This is a genomic window from Dactylosporangium sp. NPDC048998 (genome assembly GCF_043197855.1).
Lineage (GTDB): Bacteria > Actinomycetota > Actinomycetes > Mycobacteriales > Micromonosporaceae > Dactylosporangium.
Map to the genome: position 1 here is coordinate 1 of NZ_JBICTV010000003.1, position 14,219 is coordinate 14,219.

The 14,219-nt window shown below is 69.7% G+C and carries 12 protein-coding genes and 1 pseudogene; 4 read left to right on the forward strand and 9 right to left on the reverse strand.

The genetic code is table 11. The features are described 5' to 3' along the window. From ACGFI8_RS07240 to ACGFI8_RS07260, 5 genes and pseudogenes are all read right to left on the reverse strand, one after another. Positions 1–308 (reverse strand): annotated as a pseudogene (locus tag ACGFI8_RS07240) (acyl-CoA desaturase); the annotation flags it as partial. Positions 309–319: 11 nt separating this feature from the next. After that, the gene (locus ACGFI8_RS07245) at positions 320–1,378 is read right to left on the reverse strand and encodes a ferredoxin reductase (protein WP_392801274.1); all 1,059 of its coding nucleotides are present in this window, start codon (positions 1,376–1,378) and stop codon (positions 320–322) included. A 166-nt stretch (positions 1,379–1,544) separates the two neighbouring features. Next, positions 1,545–3,800: a LuxR C-terminal-related transcriptional regulator gene (locus ACGFI8_RS07250; RefSeq protein WP_392801277.1), complete on the reverse strand. Its 2,256-nt coding sequence runs from the start codon at positions 3,798–3,800 to the stop codon at positions 1,545–1,547. 431 nt (positions 3,801–4,231) lie between these two features. Then, positions 4,232–4,960: a GAF and ANTAR domain-containing protein gene (locus ACGFI8_RS07255; protein ID WP_392801279.1), complete on the reverse strand. Its 729-nt coding sequence runs from the start codon at positions 4,958–4,960 to the stop codon at positions 4,232–4,234. A 40-nt stretch (positions 4,961–5,000) separates the two neighbouring features. Continuing rightward, positions 5,001–5,642 (reverse strand): GAF and ANTAR domain-containing protein, encoded by a 642-nt coding sequence (locus ACGFI8_RS07260; RefSeq protein WP_392801282.1) that lies wholly within the window; start codon positions 5,640–5,642, stop codon positions 5,001–5,003. 612 nt (positions 5,643–6,254) lie between these two features. On the opposite strand from ACGFI8_RS07260, the gene ACGFI8_RS07265 reads away from it, so the two are divergent. The 4 genes from ACGFI8_RS07265 to ACGFI8_RS07280 all read left to right on the forward strand — a co-directional run bounded on the left by ACGFI8_RS07265 (position 6,255) and on the right by ACGFI8_RS07280 (position 10,072). After that, entirely contained in the window at positions 6,255–6,773 is a 519-nt protein-coding gene (locus tag ACGFI8_RS07265; RefSeq protein WP_392801284.1) for an inorganic diphosphatase, read from the forward strand. A gap of 166 nt (positions 6,774–6,939) precedes the next feature. Then, on the forward strand, positions 6,940–8,103 hold the full coding sequence (locus ACGFI8_RS07270) for an Acg family FMN-binding oxidoreductase (protein ID WP_392801287.1): 1,164 nt from the start codon (positions 6,940–6,942) through the stop codon (positions 8,101–8,103). 558 nt (positions 8,104–8,661) lie between these two features. Then, on the forward strand, positions 8,662–9,303 hold the full coding sequence (locus tag ACGFI8_RS07275; protein WP_392801289.1) for a GAF and ANTAR domain-containing protein: 642 nt from the start codon (positions 8,662–8,664) through the stop codon (positions 9,301–9,303). Then, positions 9,266–10,072 carry a GAF and ANTAR domain-containing protein gene (locus ACGFI8_RS07280; protein WP_392801291.1) on the forward strand — a complete coding sequence of 269 codons (807 nt, stop codon included), beginning with the start codon at positions 9,266–9,268 and terminating at the stop codon, positions 10,070–10,072. Before ACGFI8_RS07275 ends, ACGFI8_RS07280 begins: the two co-directional genes overlap by 38 nt. A 228-nt stretch (positions 10,073–10,300) precedes the next feature. Here the strand turns inward: ACGFI8_RS07280 and ACGFI8_RS07285 are convergent, their stop codons facing one another. The 4 genes from ACGFI8_RS07285 to ACGFI8_RS07300 all read right to left on the reverse strand — a co-directional run bounded on the left by ACGFI8_RS07285 (position 10,301) and on the right by ACGFI8_RS07300 (position 14,120). Continuing rightward, positions 10,301–11,311: a glycosyltransferase gene (locus ACGFI8_RS07285; protein WP_392801293.1), complete on the reverse strand. Its 1,011-nt coding sequence runs from the start codon at positions 11,309–11,311 to the stop codon at positions 10,301–10,303. Next, positions 11,308–12,438 carry a glycosyltransferase gene (locus ACGFI8_RS07290; RefSeq protein ID WP_392801294.1) on the reverse strand — a complete coding sequence of 377 codons (1,131 nt, stop codon included), beginning with the start codon at positions 12,436–12,438 and terminating at the stop codon, positions 11,308–11,310. Before ACGFI8_RS07290 ends, ACGFI8_RS07285 begins: the two co-directional genes overlap by 4 nt. A gap of 231 nt (positions 12,439–12,669) precedes the next feature. Further along, entirely contained in the window at positions 12,670–12,921 is a 252-nt protein-coding gene (locus ACGFI8_RS07295) for a hypothetical protein (protein WP_392801297.1), read from the reverse strand. A 167-nt stretch (positions 12,922–13,088) separates the two neighbouring features. Then, a complete protein-coding gene (locus tag ACGFI8_RS07300; protein ID WP_392801299.1) occupies positions 13,089–14,120 on the reverse strand; it encodes a fatty acid desaturase family protein in 1,032 nt (343 codons plus the stop codon). Positions 14,121–14,219 lie beyond the last annotated feature (99 nt).

A 14,219-nucleotide genomic window follows, 5' to 3' on the forward strand; every position in this document is an offset into this window, starting at 1 on the left:
GTGGAGTGGATGTCGGGGTCGCGCATCCAGTCCCACTGACCGTGCAGGACGTTGTGGCCGATCTCCATGTTCTCCAGGATCTTGGCGACGGCCAGCGCCGCGCTGCCGGCCAGCCACGCCGGCGGCAGGATCGAAACCGCCAGCAGGGTGCGGCCGCCCGCCTCCAGGCCCCGCTGGGCAGTAATGACCCGGCGGATGTAGCGGGCGTCGTCCTCGCCCAGGCTGGCGGCCACCTCGTCACGGATTCGGTCGAGCTCGCGGCCGATCTCCTTGATGTCGACCTCGGTGAGATGTTCGGGCACAGGCATTGGTGGGTCTCCTACACATCGATCTCGACGGGACCGGCTGCCGCGGTGACGCAGGTCTGGATGAGTTCACCCTCGTCGCCGTGCTCGCGACCGGTGCGCAGGTCGCGGACCCGGCCGGAGCGCAGCGGTACCACGCAGCTGTGGCAGATGCCCATGCGGCACCCGCTGGGCATGAGCACACCGGCGTGCTCGCCGACGGCCAGCAGCGGTGTGCTGCCGTCCGCGTGCGCCGTGCTTCCACTCGCGGCGAACCTGACGCGGCCGCCGGCACCGCTGGACACCCGGGCCGTCCGGAAGCGCTCGACCCGCAGGCGGTCGCCGACGCCGGCCCGCCGCCAGTGCCGCTGCGCGTCGTCGAGCATCCCGGCCGGGCCGCACGCCCACGTGTGGCGTTCACGCCAGTCGGGGCAGATGTCACGGACCTGCGCCATCGTGATCCGGCCGCCGGTGCGGGTGTGCCGCTCGTACAACCGCAGGCTCTTCCATTCTGCGGCGAGTGTTCGCAGGCCCGGGCCGAAGATGACCTCCTCGGAGGTCGGCGCGGACAGCACCAGGACCACGTCCGGCATGCGATCCAGGGCGGCCAGGCTGTGTAACATCGCCGCCACCGGCGTGACCCCGCTACCCGCGGTCAGGAACAACAGCCGTTGGGGTGTCGGTTCGGGTAGCACGAAGTCACCCTCGGCCGGGGTGAGGCGCACGATCGTCCCGGGCGTCACGCGGCGCACCAGGTATGGCGACACCAGCCCGTCCGGGGTGGCCTTGACGGTGATCGTGAGGCGCCCGTCGGGGCGGTGCGGTGACGAGGACAGCGAAAAAGGTCGCCAGTGCCGGACACCTTCGATGTCGACCCCCACCCGCACATACTGACCGGCGCGGTGACCCGTCCAGCCGATTCCCGGACGGATCACCAGGCTCGCCGCGGAGGCGGTATCCGGCCGCACCTCCTCGACCCGGCCGCGCAGTCCCCGCAGCGACCACAGCGGATTGACCAGCCCGAGATAGTCATCGGGCAGCAGCGGCGTGGTCAGCCAGGACACCGCGTCCAGCACACGCCGACGAACGGTCATCCCATGGCTCCGCCCGTCGGCGGTGGCCAAGGTGTCAGATGACGTCAACGGCACACCCCCTCAACGGCGCGCAATCTACCCATGTGCACAGGGCGCTAACCTCCGCAACGCGGCGCGACCGGCCACAGCGCTTCGCCCGGCGACCGCGGCCGCCAACGGGCGAGAGCTACGAGCGAAGCTGTCGCGACCGGGCCGGTGGAACGTCGCCGGTGGGGAGGATGCCGAGGGCAAGCGCGGCGTGTATGGCATCGCGTCGGGTGTGGACCGCCAGCTTGCGATAGATCGACGCAACGTGGGTCTTCACGGTGTTCGGGGAGAGGTACAGCTCGTCGGCGATTTCGCGAATGGTTCGGTGTCCGGCGAGGTGTCGCACGACCGAGATCTCACCCGGGCTCAGCAGACCGCCGACCGGCGGGGTGAGCTGGTTGAGGGTGGGGGCGAGCATGTGGTGGTTGGCGTGGAAGGGGTGCTGGAGTTGTTCGGGGTCGGCGAGGGCGATGGCCTGGCGTACCAGGCGTGTGGTGCGCTGCGTGTCGCCGGTGGTGTTCGCCTGGTGCGCCATGAGCAGGCGGAGCTCGACCTGGTGGAACAGCGAGATGTGCGGCTCGTCGATGAGGGGCTGCAGCAGCAGGTCGATGCGGGCCTGCGGTTGCCGGGCGAGCAGGAGCTTCGCGGTGGTGATCGTGGCGGTCGATGCGGGGATGACGGCGGCGTCGGCACGCCAGTGCCGGTGGGCGTCGTGGAGCCGGCCGGTGGCGATGAGGAGTTCGACCCGCAGCACTCGTGCGGCCCATCGCGGGACCAGCAACGCGTCGTCGCCGTCGACGATCAGCTGTTCGACGGCGTCCAACGCGGCGGCATCGTCGTGTTGTTGCTGGCAGAGCAGCGCGGACTGGAACTGTTGGGCGGCGACGAGCGCGGGTACCGACTGCCACAGTTGGACCGCGAGCGCGTCGAGGTGCTGTACGGCCGCGTCGGGTGTGCCACGTTGGACGGCCACTTCGGCAAGGACCAGCCGCGCCCAGCCGTCGTCGTGGGAACCCACGAGGCCGTTCGCGCGAACGGCCTCGCCGAGGGCGTCGGCATGCCGGACGGCGTCGCGCAGCCGGCCGTTCATACGGGCGATGACGGCGTGCAGGCGCAGCATTGTGTAGCGCTGCAACGGACTGCGGCCGGTCGCCGCCGCGCCGGAGATCAGCGCGGTCTGCGCCGCTTCGTGGTCCCCTCTTCGTAAGGCGCGCCAGATGGGTTGCGCCGAGGGCTGGATCAGATCAGCGGGCCCCGCCGTCTCCCACCGGACGGCGGCCGCCGAGTGCCGGACCGTGGACGGCGGGGCTGCGGTGTTGTTGCTGAGACCACGGTGCACGGCGAAGGCGTGGGCGAGTGGTGCATCGTTGGCGAGCGACGACCAGGGGCCCGGAGCCGCCGCGGTGACAGCGGCCTGCGGCGTGGCCTCGCGGATCTGCACGCCGTGTTGCTGCACGATTCTGATGGCCGAGGACCGGTCGGCCGCGGCCAGCGCGTGGCGCAGCCCTTCGGTGGGCTGGCCGTGTGCGGCGTACCAGTCGGCGGCGGTGGCATGCAGGTGACGCGCGTGCGCGGGGGCGTCCTCGCTGAGGGTGGTGTAGAGGGCGGTGCGCCAGAGCCGGTGGTAGCGGTACCAGGCGGACGTGTCGTCGAGGCGGGTGGCGAACATACCGTCGCGGGCGAGATCGGCCAGGAGGTCGGCGGCGTCGGTCCGGCCGGTGAGCGTGGTGAACAGGTCCGGGCGGACGGATTCGACCACGCTGGCGTCGCGCAGGGCTTGGCGGAGGTCGGCCGGATACCGGCCCAACACATCCCGCATCACGTATTCCGACAGCCCCGCGCCGGTGCGCAGTAGCTGCTCCAGGACGCCTTCCGGCTCATGCGGTTGCCCGCTCAGCGCCGCGGTCGCGACCACGAGACCCGCAGCCCACCCATCGGTGATGGCATACAGGCGTCTGCTGACGGCCGCGGGCAGGTCAAGCCCTCGCTGAACGCAGAGGGTGGCCGTTTCGGCGGCGGTGAAGGCCAGGTCACGCCCACGGAGCGCGCCGACCCGGGGGTGTGCCAGAGGATGCGGGGAGCCGTCCGGTGGGGCGTGCCTGCCCAGCAGCACGACGTGCAGGCGGTCCTCGCCGGCGGCAAGCTGCCGTACCTCGGTCAGGAAGCCGGTGCCGACGACCGTCTCGGTGCCGTCCAGCACCACGATCACCGAGCCGCCGGCCTGTTCAGGGATGCCCTCATGCAGCGCCTGGGCAAGTTCGGCCGTGTTGAGCGGCCACGACGGCCACCACGAAGGTGACCGTAGTGGCGCCCGCCACCATCGGGCGGTGATGGACGCGGCGAGGTCCACAAACACCGAGCGGCGCCCCGCGCCGACCGCTTCGATCCAGTCCACGACGAGGTCGGTCTTGCCTGCGCCGGCCGGAGCGTAGACCGTTGTGATCGAGTTCCCGCCTGGCGCGGCCAACGCCGCGTGCAGCCGGGTCCGGCGAAGATGCCGTGACGCGTTTGCTGTGGTGGCCCGACCACCGACGGAGGTCGTAGGTGAGGACACATAACCGACCATCATGACCCTCTGGGTGACGTCGAATCCGTGACCTACGGAATTCGCCACCGGGGTCCGAGGTGACATCCGACGATATTGTAACCCGGTCGGCCGTTCCAGCCCAGCCGACGAAGCGGCCGTGCAGGCCCGGTCACCCAGGCTGGGTGACGGTGCGGCACGACAGCTTCAGGCGTGGCAGTTCGCGCAGCTGTGCCCTGCGCGAGGCCCGATGCGAAGACCGGCCGGCGGGCAGGCTTGTGTCGGGGTGCTGTCGCGGTGCGTCAGGTAGTGGTGAGGTCAGAAAGGCTGCCCAGATCGGTGACCACGAGGTGGGCGACGTCGCTGAGCCGCCGGTTGGTCCGCCGGGCGTAGGCCCGGAGCAACTCGAACGCGGCATCGACGGAGATGCGGTGTGCCTGTGCGACGGCACCCTTGGCCTGCTCGATGACGATCCGGCTGTTCAACGCCCCTTGGAGTTGTTCGGTGAGGATCTCGCCGCGGTGGATCGCCCGTTCCTGCAGCAGGCCGATCGCGGCGACGTCGGCCAGTGCCTGCACGATCTGTACGTCGGCGTCGTCGAGATTGGTGCTGCCGGTGCCGAAGACGCCCATCGCACCGATGACGTCGCTACGCAGCCGCAGCGGAACCGCATGCACGGAGCGGAACCCGGCGGCCGTGGCGTAGGGCGCGAACCGCGGCCAGCGGGCGCTTGCGGTGCGCAGATCGGCGTTGACGACCGGTTCGGCGTCGCGGAACGCGTCCAGGCAGGGGCCGTCCTGCCACTGCAGCTGGAAGAGCTCCAACAGCTTGGTTGTCTCGTCCGAGGCGGCCATGAACCGCAGCCGGTTCTGCTCATCGGCCAGCAGCAGACCCACGGTGGCGGTGTCGATGAGCCCGGCGGCGCGGTCGGCGAGCATCTGCAGGAACTCGATCAGGTCGAACTCGTCGACGAGGGTGTCGGCGACCTCGACGAAGATCCGCGCCAGGCGTTGCTCGGATACGGTGGTCATGACGGCTTCCCGGCCTTCCCTATGATCGTCGTCGCGGTGGTCATGCGTGGTCGGTGTCGAACCGCAGGCGGCGGGCGACGATGTCCGCGGCCACCTCGCCCAACGGCCGGTTCGTGGCGTAGGCGTAGGCCCGGAGCCACACCAGGGCATCGCCGAGGGGGATGCCCAACTGGACCATGACCATGCCCTGGGCCTGGAACAGCTCGGCGCGGTGCTCGAACACCTCGTCGAACTCGCCGACGCCGGCCCGTTCCTGACCGTCCAGCAGCGTCATCACCATCAGGTCGGCGAACGTGAACGCATGACCCAGTTCCGTTCGGGACAATGAGCCGGGGCGGGTGCGGAACACGTCCAGGACGCCGAGGCGGGCCGCACCGATCTGCAACGGAAACGCGAACACTGCCCGGACCCCGGCGTCCCGGACCGCGGGCGTGTACATCGGCCATCGACTCGTTGCTCCATCTGCCAGATCGCTCACCAGGACCGGCCGGCCGGACGCGAAGGCGTCGATGCAAGGGCCTTCGCCGAGGGTGAACTGCAGCTCCTCGATTCGCGCGGTGCGCGGGTCCGAGGCTGCGGCCATGCCATGCACACCGTCGCTGGCCATCACGCTCACCCCGGCCCCCGAGGCGGACAGCGCCTGCACGACGTCGACGCAGACACGCTCCAACAGCTCAACCATGCCGGCCGTCTTGGGTGACATCCCGGCGTCGCAGATGAGGCGTAGCGCTCGACGTATGAGCATTGATCGTGCCGATCACAGCGGCCCAGGGCAACGGCTCACAACGTCGGGCTACGTGTCGGTAGCGCGTACGCATCCGCCGCACCCTTCCGCAGACCGGCACTGCCGGCACCAAGGCAGTCAGGCGCCGGGACCGGCGTCGTGTCGCTGACGCTACTCCCCGCTATGCACCGAGACAATGCGGGCAGCGCAGGCCGGTGACATGACCGCGAGCCGGGATCATCAGCTGCCACACCTCGACGAAGACGGCATGGGAGACCGACACCGCTGCGCCGGTGTCGCCCAGCCCGGCGGGAACGCGTACGAAGCAGCGCATGAGCGATGCACCAGCCCCTCGTTCGAGGTTCATCACCCGAAACCGACCCGGTACGCCTGACGTCGGTTCCTGTTGCTGTGGCACTGGTCTTGTACGTAACGATCACCGGGCGCTGCGCGGTACCGTTGAGACGCCGCGCCGTCGTGGCGACCTCATCGCCACCGGATCGGGCTGCGGCGTTCACGCGATCGCTGCACGTTGCAGGGGACGGCGACGCACCCGAGGAGCGAAACCGCATGGAGTTCGACGTAACGGTCGAGAGCCCCAAAGGAACGCGCAACAAGTACGAGGTGGACCGCCGCACCGGCAGGATCCGGCTGGACCGCACCCTGTTCACCGCCACCCAGTACCCGGAGGACTATGGCTTCATCGAGCACACCCTCGGCGAGGACACCGACCCCCTCGATGCGCTCGTGCTGGTCCGGGAACCCACCTTCCCGGGCTGCCAGATCCGCTGCCGGGCCTTCGGCATGTTCCGGATGCGCGACGCGAGAGGCCCAGACCCGAAGGTGCTCTGCGTCCCGATCGCCGACCCGCGCCTGGCCTACCTGGTGGACCTGCCCGACCTGGAACAATTCCACAAACTGGAGATCCAACACTTCTTCGAGATTTACCAGGATCTCGAACCGGGCAAGACCATCGACGCCGAGCACGGCGTCTGGGCCGACCGCGCCGAGGCCGAAGCGGAGGTCACCCGATCACGCCGGCGTGCTGTCCGCGTCGCGGCGGTCGTCCACGCTTCAGATTCACCGTGACCGGTCGATCGATGCCGGGAACGATGAAGGTCGGGCCGGGACCGCGGCTGCGTGGACCCGGCCGAAGCGGAACGCCACACGACGCACGGCGGCCCGAGCGGATACCTTGTCCTGCCTCCGCTGACCGAACGAGCGCCGGTCAGACCGGTCGGCGACGTACTGTTGAGTGCAGGGTGTCGTGTCGCGTGTGCGCACGCGACGGCCGGATACGTTCTCCGGCGATCCCATCCTTATCGAAGAGGCCGGCCCGGTAGGCCGCGACCTCGTCGTGCTGCGTCGGGTAGTGCTGCCCATGCGGGAAGGTCCTCAACACCCCGCCGCGCCCGGGATCGGAGGCACGATCATGAGTGAGACCCAGCGACCGGCGTCGTTGTCGACTCGGGATGTGTTGTACGAGGCGGCGCGTGTAGCCTGCCTGGCCCCGTCGATCGCGAACTCCCAGCCGTGGCGCTGGCGTATCCGCGGCGACACTCTCGAACTGCATGCGGACCGCTCGCGCCAGCTGACCGATGCCGACCCGCAGGGCCGGTCGATGATCATCAGCTGCGGTGCGGTCCTGCATCATGCCACCGTCGTGCTCGCCGTCCTCGGCGCCGCGGCCACAGCCGAACGGATTAGCGATCCAGCCGACCCGGACCTGCTCGCCAGACTGACGCTGACCGGCCCCCACCAGGTGACAGCCGAAGACATGCGCCTACACCATGCCCTGCGCACACGTTGCACCGACCGGCGCCCGTTCCTGGGCATCGGGCCGCTACCGGACGAGGTGATCGACCTGCTACGCCACGCCGCCGAACCGTTCGAGGTCAGCACGCACGCACTCGACCCGTCGCAGGCGGACCTCTTCGCCCTCGTCGCACGGTCAACGGCGACAGTCGAGCAACACGACGCCGGCTATCAGGACGAGATGCCCATCTGGACGACCCGCACGGATGCAACGATCCGCGACGATGTGCCGAAGACGGCGGCCGCATCGGTAGGCGACTACGCGCCCGGCGCGACCCCGGGCCTGGCTGCCGGGCCCGGGGACGACCGGTATACGACCTACCTCGCGTTCACGACCACGCACGACACCAGGGCGGACTGGCTGCGCACGGGCGAAGCGCTCAGCGCGGTCCTGCTCACCGCCACAACCATCGGGCTGGCGTCGTCGGTGATGAGCGATGTGGTCGAGGCTCCGGATGCGCGGGCGACCCTGCGCGAGGAGGTCGCACCAGCCGAGTATCCACAGCTGACCGTCCGGCTCGGGGTGAACGAGAGCGCCCCCGCAGCACCGCTGACACCGCGACGCCCATACGACGAGGTCATCGAGGTCCTACCGACGAGATAACCCATGCCGGATCCTGCCCACCCGTCCGCGAATCGAATTGAGCTTCCAAGCCCGCGGCCCGCCGGCGATGCCACCGGTCTCATCACGGCAGCTGACGGGTTGTTACCCGGCCAGGAGCAGCTCGCTACCCACCGGGTGCTCGATTACCCAACCGGGGCCATCTCTGGGGAACGCACAGGTGTGCTACTCCAGCAATTCCCTCCGCATCGCGCGCAACGCCGTGGGTGAGCATGACCACGACGATGGCGCGCATCGCTGCGTCGTTGTTGTCTTCGTGTTGTTCTCACAGTCGCTGCGGTTGTGGCTGTTCCGAACGCCACCGACCCGCGTCGGCCGTCGTTGTCGTGGTGGCCGCGTGAGGACTAGCCTTACTAGGAGTAATCTTGATGTGGCGTTCGGCCGCCAAGGGTCATAGGTCCAGACGCTGATGTGATGGTTGCTGCGCCGAGTTGCGGCTGCGGGCCACTGTCTTGTCACCGTTACGGCGTGGGCCATGGTCGTGCGCGGGCCGTCACCGGTCGGACGCGCCACCGGATAGTCCCTAAGGTGGGCGGCATAGTGGAGCTGCTGGAGAGGGTCTGTATCGACGCTGCGCGGGCACTGTCGGCCTCGGGGGTCGGGGTGAGTCTGATGGCCTCCGACGGTGTTCATGGCATGGCTGCGGCGTCGGATCCGAACACCGCGCGGATCGAGGAGCTGCAGTTCACCTTCGGGGAAGGCCCGTGTATCGATGCCGCCGCGGCCGGCCGCCCGGTGCTGGTGCCGGATCTGGCCGACGGGGCGATGCGTCGATGGCCGGTATACGCCGTCGCGGTCCTGGATGCGGGGGTCCGGGCAGTGTTCGCGTTTCCGTTGCAGATCGGGGCGGCTCGCCTCGGCGTCCTCGATGTGTTCCGTGCCCGTTCCGGGGCGATGTCCAGGCTGGAACTGGGTCAGGCGCTCACGTTCGCTGACCAGGTCGTGATGACCTTGTTGGATGGTCAGGAACGGACCACCGGCGTGGACGAGCTCGACGAAGCGTTCGAGCACCGCGCCCAGCTGTTCCAGGCCCAGGGCATGGTGATGGTCCAGTTGGGCATTCCCCTCGCGGAGGCGTTGGTGCGAATCCGGGCCCACGCCTACGCCACCGACCGGCCATTGGGCGAGGTTGCCGCGGACGTCGTTGCTCGTCGGCTCCGTTTCGACATCGACCGTGCATGAACACTGTTGCGAGCATCGCAGGGAAGGCCAGGAAGCTGTCATGACCACCGTATCCGAACAACGCCTGGCGTCGATCTTCGTCGAGGTGGCCGATACCCTGGTCGGCGGATTCGACCTGATCGAGTTCATGCAGATGCTTGCCGACCGTGTCGCCGGGCTGGTCGAGAACGCCACCGTGGGGCTGCTGCTGGCCGATGAGAAGGGCCGGCTGCAGTTCATGGCCGCTTCGGACGAGACGACCGCATTGTTGGAGCTGCTGCAGCTGCAGTGGCGGGACGGGCCGTGTCTGGACGCGTTCCGCGGCGCCGAGCCGGTCGTCAACGCCGATCTGCGCACCGCAAGCGCCCGCTGGCCGAGGTTCGCGCCCTATGCCACGGCCGCTGGGTTCCGCTCGGTGCACGCGTTCCCGCTGCGGCTGCGCAACGCTGTGATCGGCGCGATGGGCGTCTTCGGTAACGGCGGCGCGAACCTCGACGATGCCGACGTGCAGATCGTGCAGGCACTGGCCGACGTCGCCGCGATCGGCCTGCTGCAGGAACGGGCGATCCGCCACGGCGAGGTTCTCACCGAGCAGCTGCAGGGCGCGCTGAACAACCGAATCGTCATCGAGCAGGCCAAAGGGGCCGTCGCGCAGGCGTATCACATCTCCGTCGACGCGGCCTTCGAGCTGATCCGGGCCTACGCCCGGCGCACCCACCGCCGCCTCAGCGACGTCGCCCTTCGCGTGGCCACCGACGTGACCAGCCTGCCCGACATTGCCGGAGACTGACCGGCCGGGACCCGGCGCCAGTGCTGTTGCAACTCTCGTTGTAGTGGCTCACGCTTTCCCCGGAGTTCCACAGATGGGTGGCAGTACTGGGTCGTTCGGGCGGGCTGGTTTCGGCCCTGCCAGCGCACGCCGTCACACGAGCCCGCGAGCGCGCCGTGGGGCCGGTGTTCATTGAATGGCGGACAAATAGAGGGTCGCGAAGGATCGTTTGTCGGCGGGTGGAGCGGTTCAGGCCTGCCGGTGGGCGTGCTGGAGGGTAGACAGCAGGGCGAGCGTGGACTCTGCGCCCTGGTTCGCGTTGTATCCGTCGGCGGCGAGTCCGTCATAGCCGCCGCCGGTGTCGGGATCGTAGAGGCTGACGCCGCCGTCGTTGTCCCCCATGAACCAGTCCACCGCAGAGGTGAGCCCGGCCTTCCACCGTTCGTCCCCGGTGACGTGGAGGGCGCGCACGCACGCCTCGGCGATCGTGGCTGCCTCGATCGGCTGCTGGTCGAAGGTCGGCGGCCGGTCGCCGGGCTGCCGGCCGCCGACCGGCGTGCAGGACAGGTGCCCGTCGTACGTCTCTTCCTCCAGCAGCCAGCGGAGCAGGCGGAGCCCGTCGGCCAGCACGGCAGGGCGCCCGAGGTGCTGCCCGGCCGCGATCACGGCATCCGCGAGCAGCGCGTTGGCGTATGTCAACCGGGGCTCGGGCCACGGCCAGCGAGGATCGTTGCTGGCCGGGCCGACGGTCGCCGCCGCGTCGTTGAGCAGCCAGCGCGCGCCGGAGTGGTCCGGGCGTATCGAGAGGATCTCGGCGGCGCCGAGCGCGGCGTACGCCATCGACCGGGGCCAGCGTGACCGGCATCGCGCGGCGAGTTCGAAACACGTCAGAGCGCTCTGCCGGACCGAGCGCAGCGGGCTGCGTACGGCGGCGGTCCCGGCCCCCCACACCGCGCGGCCCCACCAGTCGCCGGTGCCGGGCTCGTCCAGCCAGCGCCGGTCGTATCCGAGCCGGTTGTGGAACGCCCCGTCGGGCGACTGCGCGTGGACGATGAACGCGAGGTACACCTCCGCCTGTCGCAGCAGCGGCTCCGGCGGGTCCGGCTCCCGGCAGATCACCACGAGACCGCGAGCCACGTCGTCGACGCAGTAGCCGTGCCGTCGGAGGGGCACGGCGTGGTCGGCGTGCTCGAACAACCCGGTGTCGTCGCTGAGCCGCAGGAGGTGGTCGTACGAGGGCTGCGGGTACCGCTCGGTCACAGCGGTACCGGCGTCCTGCTCAGCAGTGTCGCCGCGAGGGCGCGGTAACGCTCGGCGACGACGGTCCACCGGCTGTCCGGGGAGATGCGCCTGGCCTCGTCGTACATGCTGCTGACGAGGTCGGGTTCGGTGAGCACCCGCTTGAGGGCGGCGCCGATCGCCGGACCGTCCTGGTGCGGCACGAGCAGACCGGCACCGCCGCCGAGGACCTCCACGGCGTGCGGAAAGGCGGTGGCGATGACGGGCTTGTGCGCCGCCAATGCCTCGACGAGCACGCCCGAGGTGGCCTGGTCCGGCGAGTCGTACGGCAGCAGCACGACGTCCGCACGCCCGACCAGCCGGTTGAGGCGGTCCTGATCGAGGTAGGCGCGCTCGAACGTGACCAGGCCGGCGACGCCGAGCGCCCGGATCCGGGAATACAGCATGAGCCGGTATGCCTCGCCCTGCTCGGCGAGCACCTTGGGGTGCGTCTGGCCGGCGATCACGTACCGCGGCCGCGGCACCAGGTGGCGGACCAGCCGCAGCCCGGCGATCGCCCACTCGATCCCTTTGCCGGGGCCGAGCAGCCCCCACGTCAGGATCGTCGGCTCACCAGAGGGGTTGAGCAGCCGCAGCGGCGGCCCCCCGGGCGCGCCGTGTGGGATGACGGAGACCTTGTCCGGGTCCACGTCGTACTCCGCGACCAGTCGCTCCCGCGCCGCCTCGGTCATGGTGACGGCGGCGCCGGCGAGCGCGACGACCTGTTCGAGCACCTCCTTCTGGTGCGCGGTGGGCCGGCCCAGCACGGTGTGCAGCACCGCGATCACGGGGGCACGCAGCCGGCGCAGCACCGGCAACAGATCCTCACCGTCGTTACCGCCGAAGATCCCGTATTCGTGCTGGACGACCACGATGTCGTGGCGGTCGAGCGCGGCGGCGGCCGGCACCTCGCCGCCGGGTGAATGCAACACCAGGTGCCCGACAACCTCCGGGCGATTCGCGTAGGTGGCCGCCTCCACCACGCGCACCACGCCCGCGCGGTCCCCGCCGGCCGGCGAGGTGAGCGCACGCAGCAGCGACGCCGTGAACGTCGCCAGGCCGCATTGGGTCGGCGGGTACGTGCTCAGGAATCCGTAGGAGATCGTCATCGTCGACGACCGTCCGGCCGGGGACCGGCATGGACGCAGCGGTTGCCGTTCATTGTTGGCATGAGACCCACCTTTCAATGGCGGGTGCGGCGCCGGCCGGCGAGCGCAGAATGCTTACCCGGCGCTGGTCATTCGGTGCGAGCACCATGGTGGCGACGATTCGCCGCCGCAGACCCGGGGCGTCGATCGAGACGGGCCAACGCTTTTGACCGTAGCACGTGGCCGAACCGGTCAGAACGATCCGGTGCGCGTCTCGCTGTACGGAGCGAGACGCGCACCGACCACGTGCCGGAAGTTCAGCAGCAGCGTCGAGGTCTGTTCGTCGCCGAACCGCGACACCGTCAGCGGGTGCACGGTCTCCTCCGCCATCCACGCGGTGAGCTGCTCGATGGAGAGTTCGGTGCCGTGCACCCGCAGCATGAGTTCCTTGTCCCGGCCGACGGTGAGCAGATACAGCAGGCAGGTGGGATGCTCGATGGTCATGGCGTGTGTCCCCTTCGACGGGTCGCGACACCAGCATCGTCCACAATGGACAACCACTGCGGCGCCGGCTCCGGCCGCCGATGGGCCGCAGGCATCCAACCTACACCTTCGGCGCGTACCCGGGCGCAACGCGACTGGTCGTTGCGTGGAGGGCGATGCCGGTCGGATCAGCGGGCTGCATGTTCTGCGCGGGCCGGTGCACCCACCTGGTGCAGGTGTTGCAGGGCCTGCCGGTAGGAGGTGACGAGGCTGGTCTGTTCGTACGGGACGCCGATGTCTGCGCAGTAGGCCTGCACGATGGGTTGGGCCCGGCGCAGGTTGGGTGTCGGCATGCCGGGGAAGAGGTGGTGCTCGATCTGGTAGTTCAGGCCGCCGAGCGCTATGTCGGTCAGCCAGCCGCCGCGCACATTGCGGGAGGTGAGCACCTGCTTGCGCAGGAAGTCCTCGTCACCGGCCGGGTGTGGCATGCCCTTGTGGTTCGGTGCGAACGTCATGCCCAGATAGACGCCGAACAGCGCCTGGTGTACGAGGAGGAAGGCGATGGCCTGCAGCGGGGACAGGACGATCAGCAGCGCCGCCAGGTAGCCGGCGGCGTGCAGGATGAGCAGCGCGCTCTCCAGGCCGCGGCGCTTCGTCACGCCGTTGCGCAGCGCCTTGACGCTGGAGACCTTCAGGTCGATGGCCAGCAGCGTGAGGAGCGGGAAGAACAGCCCGGCCTGGTGCCGGGTGATGAAGCCGGCCAGCCCGCGCCGGCCCGGGGCCGATGTGGCGGCCCAGATGAGCACTTCGGGGGCGACGTCCGGGTCGAGGTCGTCGTGGTTGGGGTTGTTGTGGTGGCGGGTGTGCTTGTCCATCCACCAGCCGTAGCTCATGCCGATGGCGAGGTTGCCGGCCAGCTGTCCGGCAACCTCGCTGGGCCGCCGGGTGCGGAACACCTGGCGGTGGGCCAGATCATGGGCCACGAGCGCGACCTGGGCGAACGTGACGGCGAGGAACGCGGCCGTCAGCAGTTGCCACCACGACGATCCGATGATTACGAACGCGGTCCAGCCGCCGAGCAGCATGAGCGTGACGGCGCTCAGCCGGGCGAGGTAGTAGGCGGGCCGGCGGTCCATCAGCCCTTCGCGGTTGATCTGGCGGGCCAGGACGGCGAAGTCACTGCCCGCCGGCGCCCGCGGCGGTGTCGTGGTGATCGTCATGGCTCCATCAGACCGTCCGGTGCGCACCTCGTCAGGAGCAGCAGGTCCTCCGCCGTGGGGGTGCTAGCACCACCGTTGCGCCAAGGGTCCGCTGGCACA

Coding starts and splice junctions, on each gene's coding strand:
- ACGFI8_RS07245 (WP_392801274.1), bottom strand. CDS start 1,378: ATGACCGTTCGTCGGCGTGTGCTGGACGCGGTGTCCTGGCTGACCACG.
- ACGFI8_RS07255 (WP_392801279.1), bottom strand. CDS start 4,960: ATGACCACCGTATCCGAGCAACGCCTGGCGCGGATCTTCGTCGAGGTC.
- ACGFI8_RS07260 (WP_392801282.1), bottom strand. CDS start 5,642: ATGGTTGAGCTGTTGGAGCGTGTCTGCGTCGACGTCGTGCAGGCGCTG.
- ACGFI8_RS07265 (WP_392801284.1), top strand. CDS start 6,255: ATGGAGTTCGACGTAACGGTCGAGAGCCCCAAAGGAACGCGCAACAAG.
- ACGFI8_RS07290 (WP_392801294.1), bottom strand. CDS start 12,438: ATGACGATCTCCTACGGATTCCTGAGCACGTACCCGCCGACCCAATGC.
- ACGFI8_RS07295 (WP_392801297.1), bottom strand. CDS start 12,921: ATGACCATCGAGCATCCCACCTGCCTGCTGTATCTGCTCACCGTCGGC.
- ACGFI8_RS07300 (WP_392801299.1), bottom strand. CDS start 14,120: ATGACGATCACCACGACACCGCCGCGGGCGCCGGCGGGCAGTGACTTC.